11 protein-coding genes are annotated in these 13659 nt (G+C 72.2%); 5 read left to right on the top strand and 6 right to left on the bottom strand.

Annotated elements, in window-relative coordinates; translation table 11 throughout:
* Positions 1-136: 136 nt before the first annotated feature.
* Positions 137-2710 carry a collagenase gene (locus ACZ7BZ_RS02180; protein ID WP_470356697.1) on the top strand — a complete coding sequence of 858 codons (2574 nt, stop codon included), beginning with the start codon at positions 137-139 and terminating at the stop codon, positions 2708-2710.
* Positions 2711-2728: 18 nt separating this feature from the next.
* On the opposite strand, the gene ACZ7BZ_RS02175 is transcribed toward ACZ7BZ_RS02180, so the two are convergent.
* Complete coding sequence (locus ACZ7BZ_RS02175; protein WP_470356696.1) at positions 2729-4708, bottom strand: AfsR/SARP family transcriptional regulator; 1980 nt, start codon at positions 4706-4708, stop codon at positions 2729-2731.
* Positions 4709-4811: 103 nt separating this feature from the next.
* Here ACZ7BZ_RS02175 and ACZ7BZ_RS02170 point away from each other — a divergent pair, with 103 nt between their 5' ends.
* Positions 4812-5693: an alpha/beta fold hydrolase gene (locus ACZ7BZ_RS02170; RefSeq protein WP_470356695.1), complete on the top strand. Its 882-nt coding sequence runs from the start codon at positions 4812-4814 to the stop codon at positions 5691-5693.
* Between the two features lie 370 nt (positions 5694-6063).
* A complete protein-coding gene (locus ACZ7BZ_RS02165) occupies positions 6064-7071 on the top strand; it encodes an NADP-dependent oxidoreductase (protein ID WP_470356694.1) in 1008 nt (335 codons plus the stop codon).
* Between the two features lie 116 nt (positions 7072-7187).
* Here the strand turns inward: ACZ7BZ_RS02165 and ACZ7BZ_RS02160 are convergent, their stop codons facing one another.
* From ACZ7BZ_RS02160 to ACZ7BZ_RS02145, 4 genes are all read right to left on the bottom strand, one after another.
* Positions 7188-7988, bottom strand: a complete 801-nt coding sequence (locus ACZ7BZ_RS02160) for a hypothetical protein (RefSeq protein ID WP_470356693.1) — start codon at positions 7986-7988, stop codon at positions 7188-7190.
* A 106-nt stretch (positions 7989-8094) separates the two neighbouring features.
* Positions 8095-8658, bottom strand: coding sequence for a papain-like cysteine protease family protein (locus ACZ7BZ_RS02155; protein ID WP_470356692.1), 564 nt, complete (start codon positions 8656-8658; stop codon positions 8095-8097).
* A gap of 223 nt (positions 8659-8881) precedes the next feature.
* Positions 8882-9652, bottom strand: coding sequence for a hypothetical protein (locus tag ACZ7BZ_RS02150; protein ID WP_470356691.1), 771 nt, complete (start codon positions 9650-9652; stop codon positions 8882-8884).
* Entirely contained in the window at positions 9636-10865 is a 1230-nt protein-coding gene (locus tag ACZ7BZ_RS02145; protein WP_470356690.1) for a hypothetical protein, read from the bottom strand. The genes ACZ7BZ_RS02150 and ACZ7BZ_RS02145 overlap by 17 nt, the downstream gene beginning before the upstream one ends.
* Before the next feature lie 195 nt (positions 10866-11060).
* Here ACZ7BZ_RS02145 and ACZ7BZ_RS02140 point away from each other — a divergent pair, with 195 nt between their 5' ends.
* Positions 11061-11387: a putative quinol monooxygenase gene (locus ACZ7BZ_RS02140; RefSeq protein WP_470356689.1), complete on the top strand. Its 327-nt coding sequence runs from the start codon at positions 11061-11063 to the stop codon at positions 11385-11387.
* A 123-nt stretch (positions 11388-11510) separates the two neighbouring features.
* Here ACZ7BZ_RS02140 and ACZ7BZ_RS02135 read toward each other — a convergent pair whose 3' ends face one another.
* Positions 11511-12347, bottom strand: a complete 837-nt coding sequence (locus ACZ7BZ_RS02135; protein WP_470356688.1) for a DUF4389 domain-containing protein — start codon at positions 12345-12347, stop codon at positions 11511-11513.
* Between the two features lie 269 nt (positions 12348-12616).
* On the opposite strand from ACZ7BZ_RS02135, the gene ACZ7BZ_RS02130 reads away from it, so the two are divergent.
* On the top strand, positions 12617-13438 hold the full coding sequence (locus ACZ7BZ_RS02130; RefSeq protein ID WP_470356687.1) for a S1 family peptidase: 822 nt from the start codon (positions 12617-12619) through the stop codon (positions 13436-13438).
* The last annotated feature ends 221 nt before the right edge of the window (positions 13439-13659 follow it).

Below are 13659 nucleotides of genomic sequence, written 5' to 3'. Positions count from 1 at the left end.
GCACACCCTTGCGATGACATATAACCTGTGACATTGTTCTGAGCCTGATTCCGGTGACAGGTCACACGTCAACTTCCCCCTCCGCCTCGTGGCCGACGCCGCGTCACCTCCCCCACCTCAGGACAAGGACACCGCAGTGCGCCTGCGCCAATCCCTTCTGCTCCTGGTGGCCGCCGCCCTCGCCGGCCCCGCCACCCTGCTCCCCACCCCCGCCATCGCCGCGTCCACGACCGCCGCCGCAGCGCCGACGGCGCAGACCACCACGGCCGAAGCGCCCGCAGCCCCCGCCGCGCCCAAGCCGTTCGGCGCCGAGGTCGCGGCCCCCGTCTCCGAGGACCTGGGCCGCACCGCCGCGCCGCTGCCGCCGGAGCAGCTCGGCCAGGCGCTGCAGCCCACCGGCACGGCCGTCCAGACCAGCCGGCACCCGACCGCGCCGGCGGCGGCCAAGCACGCGCCGACCGCCCAGGCCGCACCGGCCGCGGCCGGCTGCACGCCCGCCGACTTCGGCTCCCGCAGCGGCGCCGACCTGGTCTCCTTCGTCCAGGGCGCGACCACGGACTGCGTCAACACCCTGTTCAACGTCACCGGCAGCGACGCGACCGCCGTCTTCAAGCAGTCCCAGATGCTCGCCGTCGCCAACGCCTTCAAGGCCCAGGCCGGGAGCTACACCGGCGACAACTCGGCCAACCTCCTGCAGTTGGTGCTCTTCCTGCGAGCCGGCTACTACGTCCAGTCCAACAACGCCGGCACCGTCGGCCCCTACGACGCCTCGCTCACCGGCGCCGTCCAGGCCGGCCTCGACGCCTTCTTCGCCGGCGCGCACTGGAAGGACGTCAGCGACGCCAACGGCACCGTGCTCAACGAGGTGCTGATCCTCACCGACAGCGCCGACATCCAGGGCCACTACCTGAACGTCTACCAGCAGGTCCTGAACAGCTACGACAACGGCTACAACGCCTTCCCCAAGATGGTGAAGGCCGTCAACGCCGTGCTGTACGCGCCGCTGTGGCGGGCCAACTGGAACCCGGACTACGTCAGCGCGATCAGCGCCGACCACGGCGTGATCACCGCCCTGGCGAACTTCGCCCAGAAGCACAAGGACCTGCTCGGCACCGCCAACCAGTTCCTCGACGTCAACGCCGGCAACGACCTCGCCCGCACCACCGGCGACGGCGGCTCCGTCACGGCCTTCACCCGCCCGCTGGTCAAGCAGGTGCTCGACGGCACCCCCGTCGTCGGCAGCACCGGCCCGCTGTACGTCTACACCGCGTACAACGCCAACCAGTACGACGGCTCGCAGTGCTCCTACTACGGCACCTGCGACCTGCCCGGCAAGCTCACCGCCGCCGTCCTGCCCAACACCCTGGAGTGCGACAACCGCACCATTCGCACCGAGAACCTCACCCCCGCGGAGCTGGCCACCGTCTGCGCGAGCCTGCGCGGCGAGGACACCTTCTTCCACTCCATGGTCAAGGACAACGGCCCGATCCCCGGCCAGTACGGCAAGACCATCACCCTCGCCGTCTTCAAGAGCCAGGCCGACTACCTCACCTACTCCTGGGCCATCTACAACAACTCCACCAACAACGGCGGCCAGACCGTCATGGACGTCACCGACCCGAACAACAAGCCGGTGTCGGTGATGTACCGGAAGTCCTACGACGACGGCTTCCCCGCCAACGTGTGGAACCTCAACCACGAGTACACCCACTACCTCGACAACATCTACGACATGAAGGGCAACTTCGGCACCGAGATCTCCGTCCCCGACATCTGGTGGATCGAGGGCGTCGCCGAGTACGAGTCCTACAGCTACCGCGGCACCACCGACACCCAGGCGATGGCCGAGGCCGCCACCCACCGGTACAAGCTGAGCACCGTCTTCCAGAACACCTACGACAACTCGGACACGGTGCGCACCTACCCGTGGGGCTACCTCGCCGTCCGCTACATGCTGGAGAAGCACCCGGCCGACGTCCAGAACATGCTCGGCCACTTCCGCACCGGTGACTACCAGGGCGGCTACGCGGTCTACAACGGCCTCGGCACCTCCTACGACGCCGACTTCGACACCTGGCTGAACGCCTGCGCCGCCGGTGCCTGCTACGCCGACGGCCCCACCGCGCTCTTCGGCCAGGCCGTCGACGGCGCCACCGTCACCCTCACCGACAAGTCCGTCGAGACCAACTCCCAGGCGTCGCTGACCTCCTGGCACTGGACCTTCGGTGACGGCAGCAGCTCCGACCAGCGCAACCCGGTCCACACCTACGCCGCCGCCGGCACCTACACCGTCGCCCTGACCGTGACCGACAGCGCCGGCCGGACCGCCGCCACCCCGACCTCGGTCACCGTCACCGCCGGGGGTGGCAGCACCACCCTGCCGACCTGCACCGACCCGCGCACCGACGCGCTCGGCCAGAACTGCTCCCGGCCGAACCAGGCCCGCACCGCCGGCAGCCTCGACTACTTCTACCTCTACCTGCCGGCCGGCACCACCACCCTGAAGGTCTCCAGCTCGGGCGGCACCGGCAACGCCTCGCTCTACTACAACGCCGACACCTGGGCCTCCCCCACCGCCTTCACCGCCTCCTCCACCAAGCCGGGCACCGCGCAGACGCTCACCGTCACCAACCCGACGGCCGGCTACCGGTACGTCAGCCTGCACGCCGACACCGACTTCAGCGGTGTGACGGTCAGCGCCCAGTACTGACCGGTCGGGACCACCGGCTCACGCCTCGCCCAACCCCTTCGACAGGGCGGCGAGATGACCGTCGACCGGCCCCAGCGTGAGCAGACCGCTGCCCGCCCCGGCGAGTTCGCCGGCGGCGGGCAGCAGTGCGTCCCGGGCCCGTGCCATCGCCGCGCGGTCGCCCGACTCCACGGCCAGCACGGCCTCCAAGGCGTAGCGGGCCTCGTACAGCAGGTCGGCGGGCGACGGCGGCAGCGCCCCCAGCGCCGCCCGGGCCGCGGCGCGGTCACCGGCGGCCAGCAGGGCGAAGGGCTCGGCCCAGGGCCGGTGCGGGCCCCAGTCCAGACTCAGGTCCACCTCGGGGCGGCGCTCCCCGGCCGCGATCCGCAGGGCCAGCAGCGCGAGCGGCAGCAGGCCCGCCGCCAGCCCCGGCATGCCCGCGCCGTGCAGGCCCGCGGCCGCCGCGCGGTAGGCCTCCTCCGCCTCGGCGGTGCGCCCGTGGGCGGCCGAACGCAGCGCCCGGTACCAGTCGGTGAACACCCTTACCAGCGGCAGTTCATGACGGACCGACAATTCCGTTGCCACGTGGGCGTGTTGGTCCGCGTCGGCGAAGTCCCCCCGACTACAGGCGGACTGGAGGCGGATCAGCCGCCCGAGCACCTCGTGGACCGTCAGCCCGTGCCGGGCCGACAGCGCCACCAGCTCGGCGCCGACGGCGTCACGTTCGGCCGCCATCCCGGCCCGGGTGCAGGACTGCATGAACCGTCCGTTCAGGGCGAAGGCGAGCAGCGCCGGGTCGTGCAGCCGGCGGGCGATCGCCTCCGCCTCGCGCGCGGCCCGCGGGGGCCGTGGTTCGCGGCTGCCGCGTGACTCCAGGGCGACGGTGGCGAGCAGCCTGCAGCGGGCGACGCCGTCGCCGGCGGGCAGGGCGGCCAGGGTGCGCTCGGCGGCCGCGACCACCCGGGCGGCGAGGTCCGGGTCGTCGCTCCGGGTCCAGATCGCCGGGACGTCGTACGCGCCGATGATCCGGGCGGTCAGCTCCGGGTCGCCGTACTCCTCCGCGCCCGCGATCACCGCCATCCGCTGTTCACGGGCCGCGTGCAGGCCCTCGCCGCCGCTCACCGCGAGGCTGCGCATCAGGCCGACCGTGCTCTCCAGCCGCGCCCGCGCGCCGAGCGCCACCGTCCGGTCGTAGGCCGTCGCCGCGTCGTGCCACAGCCGGGCCGCCGAGGTGTCGGCCGCCGGGTCGAGCCCCCGGTCCTGGGCCAGGATGTCCGCCTCCAGGCGGCGCAGCGCGGGCCCCGGGTCCAGTCCGAGGCCGTCCGCGAGCACCGTCCGGGCCTCGCGAAGGGCGGCCAGCGCCTCGCCCTGACGGCCGCTCCGGTACTGGGCGAGGGCCAGCAGCCGCCAGGCCTCCTCGCGCCAGGGGTGGTCGGCGAGGTGGGCGCGCAGGTCCGGGACGGCCTGGGCGGACCGGCCGAGCGCGAGCAGGGCGCCGGCGCGCTGTTCGACGGCGCGCAGCCGCAGTTCGGTGAGCCGGGTCCGCTCGGCGCGGCTCCAGTCCTCGTCCGGGTGGTCGGCGTGGGCGGGGCCGCGCCACATCGCCAGGGCCTCGTCCAACACGGCCAGGGCGCGCTCGGCGGACGGGCCGGAGTCCGCGCCGGTGACGGCCGTCCCGGTGACGGCCGCCTCGAAGCGCCAGGCGTCCACCGCCCGCGGTTCGGCGCGCAGCACGTACCCGGGGCCCTCGGTGGCGAGCAGCCGGGCGGGTGCCCGGGGCGGCCGGTCGGGTTCGAGCACCCGGCGAAGGTCGGCGACGAAGGTGCGCAGGGCGCCGAGGGCGGCGGGCGGCGGGTCGGCCCACAGGTCGTCGACCAGCCGGGTGACGGGCACGACCCGGCGGCGGGCCACGATCAGCCGGGCCAGCACCGCCCGGTGCCGGGGCCCCCTGAGCCCGAGGGCGGTGCCGTCCCGCTCCGCCGTCAGCGGACCGAGCACCCCGAAGGTGACCTGCGCCATCCCGTCCTCCCGCCGTTCTCGCAGGTCAGGCTACCGCGCTGATCGAATGCTGATCCGGGCCCGGCAGGCTCGTACCGTCCGCTCCCGTACGAGAGGCTTCGCCATGACCGTCACCATCCCCGGCTTCCGCCACCACCGCGTGCCCGTTGCCGACGGGGTCTCCCTGCACACCGCGATCGGCGGCCAGGGCAGCCCGGTCGTGCTGCTGCACGGCTTCCCGCAGACCCACCTGATGTGGCGGGCCGTGGCCGCCGACCTCGCCGCCGACCACACCGTGATCTGCCCCGACCTGCGCGGCTACGGCGCCAGCGACAAGCCCGCCGAGACCCCCGACGGCCTCGCCTACGCCAAGCGCACCATGGCCACCGACATCGTCGCCCTGGCCGCCGCGCTCGGCCACCGGCGCTTCGCCCTGGCCGGGCACGACCGGGGCGCGCTGGTCGCCTTCCGCGCCGCCATGGACCACCCCGACCGGGTCACCCACCTGGCCGCGCTGGACGTCCTGCCGACCCTCGACATGTGGGAGGTGATGCACGGCACCACGGCGGCCGTCGGCTTCCACCTCTACCTGATGGCCCAGCCGCCGGGCCTGCCGGAGCGGATGATCGCCTCCTCGGCGGACGCGTTCTTCGGCCACTTCCTCGACCTGTGGTCCCGCGACGCCGCCGCGATCCCCGCCGACGTCCGCGCCGCCTACCTGGCCGCCTGCCGCGCGGCCGTCCCGTCCATCGTCGCCGACTACCGCGCCTCGGCCGGCGTCGACGTCGACCACGACAGCGCCGACCGCGCGGCCGGGCGCCGGCTCGCCATGCCCGTCACCGTCCTCCAGCAGGACTGGGGCGCCGCCCTCGGCTTCGACGCCGCCGCCCGCTGGCGCCCCTGGGCCGCCGACCTGGACCACCGCACCGTCACCTGCGGCCACTTCATGGCCGAGGAGGCCCCGGCCCTGGTCACCACCGCCCTGCGCGGCCTGCTGGCCCGGTAGCCGACGACCTCGGGGCTCAGAACCTGCTGGTGTCGAGGTCCGCGACACGGGGGTGATGACTCCCTCGATGGTTTCGGCGCGATCACCCGCTATGTGCTGAATCGCATATTTCAGAGCCTGTTCCGGGTTCGGCACATGGCTGTAGTCGCCAGGGCCGACATGCGCTGTGGTCACCTGCTGTTCTCGCGCTGGTCTCGGCGCTCGGGGGCCGCACAGCGCAGACACCATCGATGCCTCTGCCCTCGCCCCGGCCCGTCACCGCTGCTGCGGGTGAACCGATTTCGGACGATCTCTAGCCAGCTGATTAAGCGCTTGCTTAGACTCGGGCACCTGTCCGTTTTCCGTGCGAGCACGTCCCCGGGAGTTGCCCATGACCGCCGTCAACCGCCAGATCCGCCTTGCCCGTCGTCCGGTCGGTGAGGTCCGGCCGGAGGACTGGGCGCACGGGGAGGAGCCCGTGGGGGTGCCCGGGGACGGGGAGTTCCTGGGGCGGACGCGGTACGTGTCGCTGGACCCGGCGATGCGCGGGTGGCTGGACGACCGGCCGTCGTACCTGCCGCCGGTGGGGCTGGGCGAGGTGATGCGGGCCGGGTCGGTGGTCGAGGTGGTCGCGTCGAACCACCCGGGGTTCCAGGTCGGCGACCACGTGGTGGGCGCCTTCGGAGTGCAGGACTACGCGGTGTCGGACGGCAAGGGTGCGCTCAAGGTCGATCCCGCGCTGGCCCCGCTGTCCACCTACCTCGGGGCGCTCGGGATGTCCGGGATGACGGCCTACTTCGGCCTGCTGGAGGTCGGCGCGCTCAAGGAGGGCGAGACCGTGGTGGTCTCCGGCGCCGCCGGGGCGGTCGGCACGATGGTCGGGCAGATCGCCAAGGTGAAGGGCTGCCGGGTGGTCGGGATCGCGGGCGGGCCGGAGAAGTGCGCGCTGCTGACGGACGAGCTCGGCTTCGACGCGGCGATCGACTACCGCGCCGAGGACGTCCGCAAGGCGCTGCGCACCCACGCCCCGGACGGCATCGACGTCTACTTCGACAACGTCGGCGGCCCGATCCTGGACGCCGCGCTGACCCGGCTGGCGATGCACGCCCGGGTGGTGGTGTGCGGCGCGATCAGCCAGTACAACAACGAGGATTCCGTCCAGGGCCCGTCCAACTACCTGTCCCTGCTGGTGCGTCGGGCCCGGATGGAGGGCTTCGTGGTCTTCGACTACGCCCGTCGGTACGCGCAGGCGGCGGCCGAGCTCACGGGCTGGATCGGCGAGGGCCGGATCAAGGTCAAGGAGCACCTGGTGGAGGGCGGCGTGGCTGACTTCCCGGAGACCCTCGGGATGCTGTTCCGCGGCGAGAACACCGGCAAGCTGGTGCTGCGCCTGGTGTGAGGCGCTCCCCCGGGCCCGTCGGGGTCAGACCTCCGGCAGCAGCGCCCGGGCCCGCACGCCGACCGGGCCCGCAGGGGCGCTCCCCCTGCGGGCCCGACGGGACGGACCGTCCGGGATCAGCCGGTGGTCCGCCGACGGCGGCGGAGCGCCAGGACACCGCCCGCGAGCGCCAGGGCCGCGGTCGAACCGCCGACCAGCATCGGCGTCGAGGACGAGGCCGGCTCCATCGTCCGCGCGGCGCCGTAACCGCTGGACATCCCGGCGGCGGCGTACTCCGAGCCGGGCAGCTTGTCGGCGTAGCGGGCCTTGACCAGCTTCTGGTAGGCGCTCAGCGAGGCCGAGTCCTGGCCGTTCAGCCCTTGCCGCGCCTGGTCGTTGAGCGGCTTCACGGTGCTGACGGTGAGTTGGTACCAGCCGCGGATCTGCGGCTCGCTGAACACCAGGCTCCCCACCGTGGCCTTGCCCGCGTACACGGCGTCGCCATCGCCGTCGCGCACACCGGCCAGGTGCCAGCCGCCACCCTCGGTGGGGGCGAGCAGGACGGTGGCGTTGCGGCCGTTGACCGGGGCGTTCAACGCCGATACCAGATGGCTCAGCCGGATCGCCTCGGTCGGGATCGGCAGCGCCGTCCCCGCGACGAAGCCGGGGGTGATCTCGTTCAGGGCCAGCGGGTCCTTCACGGTGAACGCCGGCATTCCCTCGCACGGCGCGGCGTTGTCGGGGATCCGCTGTGCCGTTCCGGCGGCGTCGCCCTGCGGCAGCGGCACGCTGAGGAAGCGGCAGACGGCGTCGTGGACGTCGGCCGACCGCACCAGGTCGAGGGCGGCTTGGTAGTCCGGGATGTCCGCCGGCACCGGGTCCTTGGCCGGAGCCGCGTGGGCGGGGCCGGCGAGGGCCAGCAGTACGGCGGCGCCCACCGCCAGGACGGCGGCCGGACGGAACGAACGGGAGGGACGGAAAGGGTGGGAGGGCCTGGAGGCCGCCCGCACACTGGATGATCTGGTGTCGCGCATGTCGCCTGCCTTACCTGGAGATGCCGATCCGGGAGTGGGTCCACTTGAACGAGCTGTTGCTGACGTAGTCCTGGTAGTTCCACCACGTGTAGGTGGCGGTGTCCGGCCACGGGTCGGCGACGGCGATGGTGTTGTTCGACGTGTCGAAGCCGTAGACGACGTTCATGTGGCCACCGCCGGACGTCCACCCGATGCGGGCGGCGACCGGCCGGGCCGCCTTGACGTCGGTGTAGACCTGGTTGAACGTGGCCGCGCTGCTCAGGCCCGAGCCGAGGTGGGTCATGCCGAGGCTGTTCCAGCCCCTGGCCATGTCGTCGAGGGTGGCCGGCTGGTTGTTGCAGCCGTAGTAGGGCTGGGCCCGGGTGCAGAAATCCGTCTGGGTACTGCCGTAGCCCTGGAACTTGGCGATCGTCAGCCCGGAAGCGACCCAGCACCACTGGGACTTCTCCTGCTTCAGCATGGCGATGTTGTCCTGCCCCGCCTCGGCGTGGGCCTGGCCCGGTACGGCGCCGAGCAGCGCCGATGCCGCCAGTGCGACGGCCGCCGGCGTGGTCGCGATTGTGGATCTGCCCATGGGTCTGCCTTTCCGCGCGAACGCGAACGTGTGCCGATGGAGCTTGCGGAGCCATGACAACACGAAAGCGGACGATCACGGAGAGTACACGAAGGAGCGTTACCCGGACGGGTGAACCGACACCCGGAGCGGACCCCCGAGCAGGACGGCGCATTGCGGCACCGCAGCACCACTCGCCGACCGCGAAGCCGGGCGTCCGGCCTGCCGGATCAGACAGGCGGCATCAGACGGGCGGCATCAGATCGCTCTCGCTGACGGTGTACGTCAGCGGCGGGTAGCCGAAGTCCGTCTCCTGGTTCTCCCGGCGGCGCAGTCGGTAGAACTCGCGGCTCTGCTCCTCGTCGGCCGGCCGCAGGCGCGCACCCTCCGGGAGGTAGGCGTGCCCGTCGCGGAACCGGAGGAAGGTCTTCGAGGTCCGGAAGGTGACACCCAGCCATGGGTTGTCGGCCGCCCCGGCGGGCGCGTCCAGCACGATCTTGTGCCTGAGCCGCCGATTCGCGTCGACGGAGAACGCGACGACACCGTTGTGGACGAGGGTGACCTCGAACTTCTCGCCGTCGGCTGCCTTCGGCTCGAACACCAGCTTCCGAGGCGGGCCCGCCTCGGGGTTCCGGTAGCAGGAGAAGACGGCGATGAACGAATCGTCCGCCAGGTCGAGGGCCTGGTCGGAGTGGGCGCCCATGGTCGTGTAGGCGTTCGTGTAGCTCTCGATGAGCGCGTTGTTGAAGCCGGCCGCGATTCCCGCGCGCTCCTGGATCCGTTGCGCGAGGCGTTCGTGCACTGGCCGGAAACCCTGCGTCGGGCTGCCGTACCGCGTGGTGGTACGGACCAGGGGCACCCCGCCCGCCTCGTCGACCCGGGTGAGCACGGCGCCCCGCCGGCCCTTGCCCACGTCCTCCCAATCGACCGACGCGGACAGCTCCGCGAAGGGGTCCCCCTCGGCCGGGAGGGCGTACGAGAGGATCTCGTCCGAAGCCCTAGGCGCGGGGGGCACGGTAGTCTCCCGTGTTCATGCTGAAGCGGAATCCGTCGCCGTAGTCGATGAAGGACGACGTCCTGTTCTCCTCGGCGTAGAGCCTGCGCAGCTCGTCCAGGCCGGCCGGCGTGGGCGGCTCCAACTCCACCGGCCCTCCGGCCGTCTTGAGGAACGTGCGGCCGTCCCTGTGCACGGCCTCGGCGCTCGAACAGCGCACCACGTATCCCAGCCGGGTCGGGAGCGACTCGGCGTCCAGCATCGAGGACCGGATCTCGTGGGTGTACAGGCGGTTGGTGGACAGCGGCATGAAGAACACGGAGCCCGGGTGCAGGGTGAGGGTGAACTGTGCCGGGAGCGCGACCCCGTCGAGTTCGGCGCTCGGGTCCTTGAGCCGGAAGTGGAGTCTGGTCAGCCCGCTGACCTTCTTCACCCCGTGGTCGAAGGCGTCGTCGGCCATCGGCTGCAGCTTGTCGAGCCCGTCGTAGAAGGTGCAGAAGGCCATGAGGCCGTTGCCGGGCATGTCCTTGGTCTTGTCCGCGTGGGCCGAGATCTTGGCCTTGGACTGCTTGCGCCCGGCCGTGGCACGGGTGTTGTGGTAGATCTGCGCGAGGACGTGGTTCAGCGGCGCCTGGCCCCGGAACACGGTGGCGGCCTCGCGGTTCAGCGCCTCGACGATCCGGGTGTCGGTCGGGCCGAAGCCCTCGGTCGGCCCCGAGAGGTTCGTGGAGCAGCGGAGCAGACGGAAGTGCAGGTCGTCGCCGTCCCGGGTGACGGGCGTCAGGTAGATCCCGCTGCGATGGGCCGTACCGGGCTTGGTCGACTCCGTCAGGGACTGGAACTCGTGCTCCGCACTGATCCGTCCGAAGTGATCGGCGTCGAGCCCGAAGAAGCGCCGGTAGTACACGCCGACGCCGTGCACCCGGGTGGGAACCCGGCCGAGGCCGACCACGGTCCACGGGGCGTCCGCGCCCTCCTGATGACCATGCGACCGCTCCCGGACGACGAACACCCTGTCAGCCGTCCGCAGTTGACGGACGTCGAGCCCGGAGACGTCGCCGCACAGGTAGACGGTCTTCCCCGCGAGATCGGGCGAACCGGAAGCAAGGCGCTCCGGCGTGACGGTCGCCCCGAAGAACTCCCCGAGCACCTCGTCGTCGTGCAACTCCGAAGGCGCGACCAGGATGTTGCTCGCATCGTCGATGCGGGCCTCTGCCGGCTCCGTCATGTCCATCAACCTGTCCGTCCGCCCCGTACCTGCCGTCCGGCGATGCTCTCACGGGGCCGGACAGCGGGCAAAGGGGATTCACCGCCCGCTGCCGCAGCGCCCCCGGGGGGCTGCCGACTACCCGCCACCGTCCGTTTCGCGCGGCGGGCGGCGCTCGGGCAGGGTGGGGACCCGACCGTTCCACCGAGCCGAGAGACCTCCATGATCTTCATCACCGCGAAGTTCCCCGTCCGCCCCGAGCACAGCGCCCAGTGGCTGGACATCGTCCGCGACTTCACCGAGGCCACCCGCGCCGAGCCGGGCAACCTGTTCTTCGAGTGGTCCCGCAGCGTCGACGACCCGGACGAGTACGTACTGGTGGAGGGCTTCCGGGACGGCGAGGCCGGCCGGGCCCACGTCGAGTCGGCGCACTTCCGGCGGGCGATGGAGACGCTGGCCGGCGCGGTCGCCGCCAAGCCGAGGATCATCAGCGTCGACCTCCCGGACCGCGAGGGCTGGGACCTGATGGGGGAGATCACGCCTCGCTAGGGCATGCCCCGGGCCTGAGCCTAACGGTGAACCTTAGGGTGAGACCGGGGGCCGCTGGCCGCCCCCGGTCCGGCCACCCGCACACTGGACGGATCTTCCCAGGACGATCCGGAGGAACACCCGTCATGGCCGGTCGGACCGGGCGGCGCCCCGTTCGACCGGGCCCGGCACCAGCGGCGCGATGACGTGCCGACCCGGATTCGTGCCGTCGTCGTCGTTGTCCTCGTCGCCGTTCACCGAGGCGGTGACGGAGCCCGTCGCCCAGGAGGCCAGCCCGAGGAGCAGGAACAGGACCACCAGGCCGCGCCCGCCACCGCTCAGCACCAGCGGGCGGGTGGCCGACACCCGCTCGGGCTCGCTGCCCGGCTCCTCGCCGAACAGCCGCTTGGGGTAGGCGGAGGTGAGCATCATCAGGTAGGCGGTGTACCTCAGTTGGTAGCGCAGGATCGCCGTCGTCGCCTCGTACAGCGGCTGCGGCATCCGGCCGAGGACCAGCACCACCAGCCAGCTGATGAACGAGACCGTCCACCAGCCCGCGTGCACCAGGCCCTCCACGATCGACGCCGGGATCACCAGGACGATGCGGAACAGCACGGCCAGCCGGTTCAGTTCGCCCGGTCGCAGGTCCACCTGCACCGGGTACTCGGGGGCCCGGAACCGGAACGGCGGGTAGCGGTCCACGGTGAGCATCAGATAGGCGTTGACCCTGGTCTCGTACGGGACGAACGCGGTCAGGTAGTCCGCCACGAACGCGGGCAGCCGACCGAGGACCAGCGCGCCGAACCAGCCGATCACGGTGACGACGAACGCCACCAGTGACAGCACCCACACCACCACGAACTGCGGGACCAGCAACAGGAGGCGCAGCAGCACCGTCCAGCGGTTCTGCCCGCCGGCCGCCGGCATGTCCAGTACCGGAAGCCACTCACGGCTGACGGGGGCGGGGGGAGCCTGCCACATCCGGGCCTCCACGGTCTCGGGACGACGGGACCCGGCAGTCGGTCACTGCCGGGTCCCTCCGAAGATCGCAGTCGCCCGCCCGCCCCGCGCGCCGTGCTGCGCCGGACGGGTAGGCCGGTACCCCCGCTCGGCGCGGCCGCGGCCCGGCTGACCCCCGGGACCGGGGGTAATCCCCACCATCCGTGTTCCGGTTGGCCGGATGGCTCTGTGGATCTTGAAAAGGAAGGCTGAGGGCAGAAGGAAATCCCACCTCCGAAGGAGAATCCCTGATGCTCAGCGGGAAGTTCATGAAGCGCCGCGCGGCCCGCGCCGCGACCGTGGCCGCGGTCGCCGTCGGGTGCGCAGTGGCGACGGCCGGCAGCGCCGGGGCCATCGTCAACGGGACGGACGCCACCCAGCGCTACCCGTTCATGGCCTCCGTCCCGGTGTCAGCCCCGGGCCTGGACGACGGTGTCTGCGGCGCCTCCCTGATCGACCGCCAGTGGGTGCTGACGGCGGCCCACTGCGTCGACCCGAACCTGGTCAAGCCTGCGGGCATCGTCCGCATCGGAAGCGACGAGCGCAAGTCCGGCGGCACCGTCCGCGGGATCGCCGGCACCTTCACCCACCCCGGCTACCGGCAGGGAGGCGGTACCGGACCCAACCTGAACGACGTCGCACTGATCCACCTGGACCGCCCGGTCAAGGAACGACCCGTCCCCATCGCCGAACGGCCCGGCGTCCCGGGTACCCCGACCCGGCTGCTCGGCTTCGGCACCGTCGCCGACACCAACGACCTCGGCGGCCTGAAGTTCCCCGACCACCTCCAGCAGCTCGACACCCGCCGGGCGGCCGAATCCGAGTGCGACCCCGGCTACGCGGGGCCCACCCGGCTGTGCACCGTCAGCCGGGTCCCCCGGGCGATGGCCTGCTTCGGCGACTCCGGTGGGCCACAGATCCAGCGCGGCCGGGGCGGGCGCTATGAGCTCATCGGCGTCACCTCCGGCCCCGGCGTCGGTGGACACGTCCCCTGCTCCTCCGGCCCCGGCCTCTACAGCAGCGCCCCCGCCTACGCCGACTGGATCCGCGCGACGATCCGCGCGAACGGCTGAGCCCGGTGCCCGGCGCCTCCGGCAGGGCGACCGGGCGGTGCCAGGCGCCGACGGGCTCGGGCGGAACCCGAGCCCGTCACCCGCCGCCGGTCAGTAGGACAGGCCGGGGCTCAGCCGGTGGCCGCAGCCCGTGCCGGCTGGTGAGGCGAAGCCCATCTCTCGCACGGCCCTCTCCGGTCCACGGGGCCAACGCCGCGTCATCCCATGCGTGCGGAGCCCGA

Source organism: Kitasatospora sp. NPDC036934 (assembly GCF_055608425.1).
The sequence above is the reverse complement of the archived record's forward strand: the minus strand, read 5'-3'. Positions and strand labels throughout refer to the sequence as shown.

Excerpts from the sequence above, each read along its gene's own strand:
- ACZ7BZ_RS02175 (WP_470356696.1), bottom strand. The coding sequence starts at position 4,708 with ATGGCGCAGGTCACCTTCGGGGTGCTCGGTCCGCTGACGGCGGAGCGG.
- ACZ7BZ_RS02170 (WP_470356695.1), top strand. The coding sequence starts at position 4,812 with ATGACCGTCACCATCCCCGGCTTCCGCCACCACCGCGTGCCCGTTGCC.
- ACZ7BZ_RS02165 (WP_470356694.1), top strand. The coding sequence starts at position 6,064 with ATGACCGCCGTCAACCGCCAGATCCGCCTTGCCCGTCGTCCGGTCGGT.
- ACZ7BZ_RS02155 (WP_470356692.1), bottom strand. The coding sequence starts at position 8,658 with ATGGGCAGATCCACAATCGCGACCACGCCGGCGGCCGTCGCACTGGCG.
- ACZ7BZ_RS02145 (WP_470356690.1), bottom strand. The coding sequence starts at position 10,865 with ATGGACATGACGGAGCCGGCAGAGGCCCGCATCGACGATGCGAGCAAC.
- ACZ7BZ_RS02140 (WP_470356689.1), top strand. The coding sequence starts at position 11,061 with ATGATCTTCATCACCGCGAAGTTCCCCGTCCGCCCCGAGCACAGCGCC.
- ACZ7BZ_RS02135 (WP_470356688.1), bottom strand. The coding sequence starts at position 12,347 with ATGTGGCAGGCTCCCCCCGCCCCCGTCAGCCGTGAGTGGCTTCCGGTA.
- ACZ7BZ_RS02130 (WP_470356687.1), top strand. The coding sequence starts at position 12,617 with ATGCTCAGCGGGAAGTTCATGAAGCGCCGCGCGGCCCGCGCCGCGACC.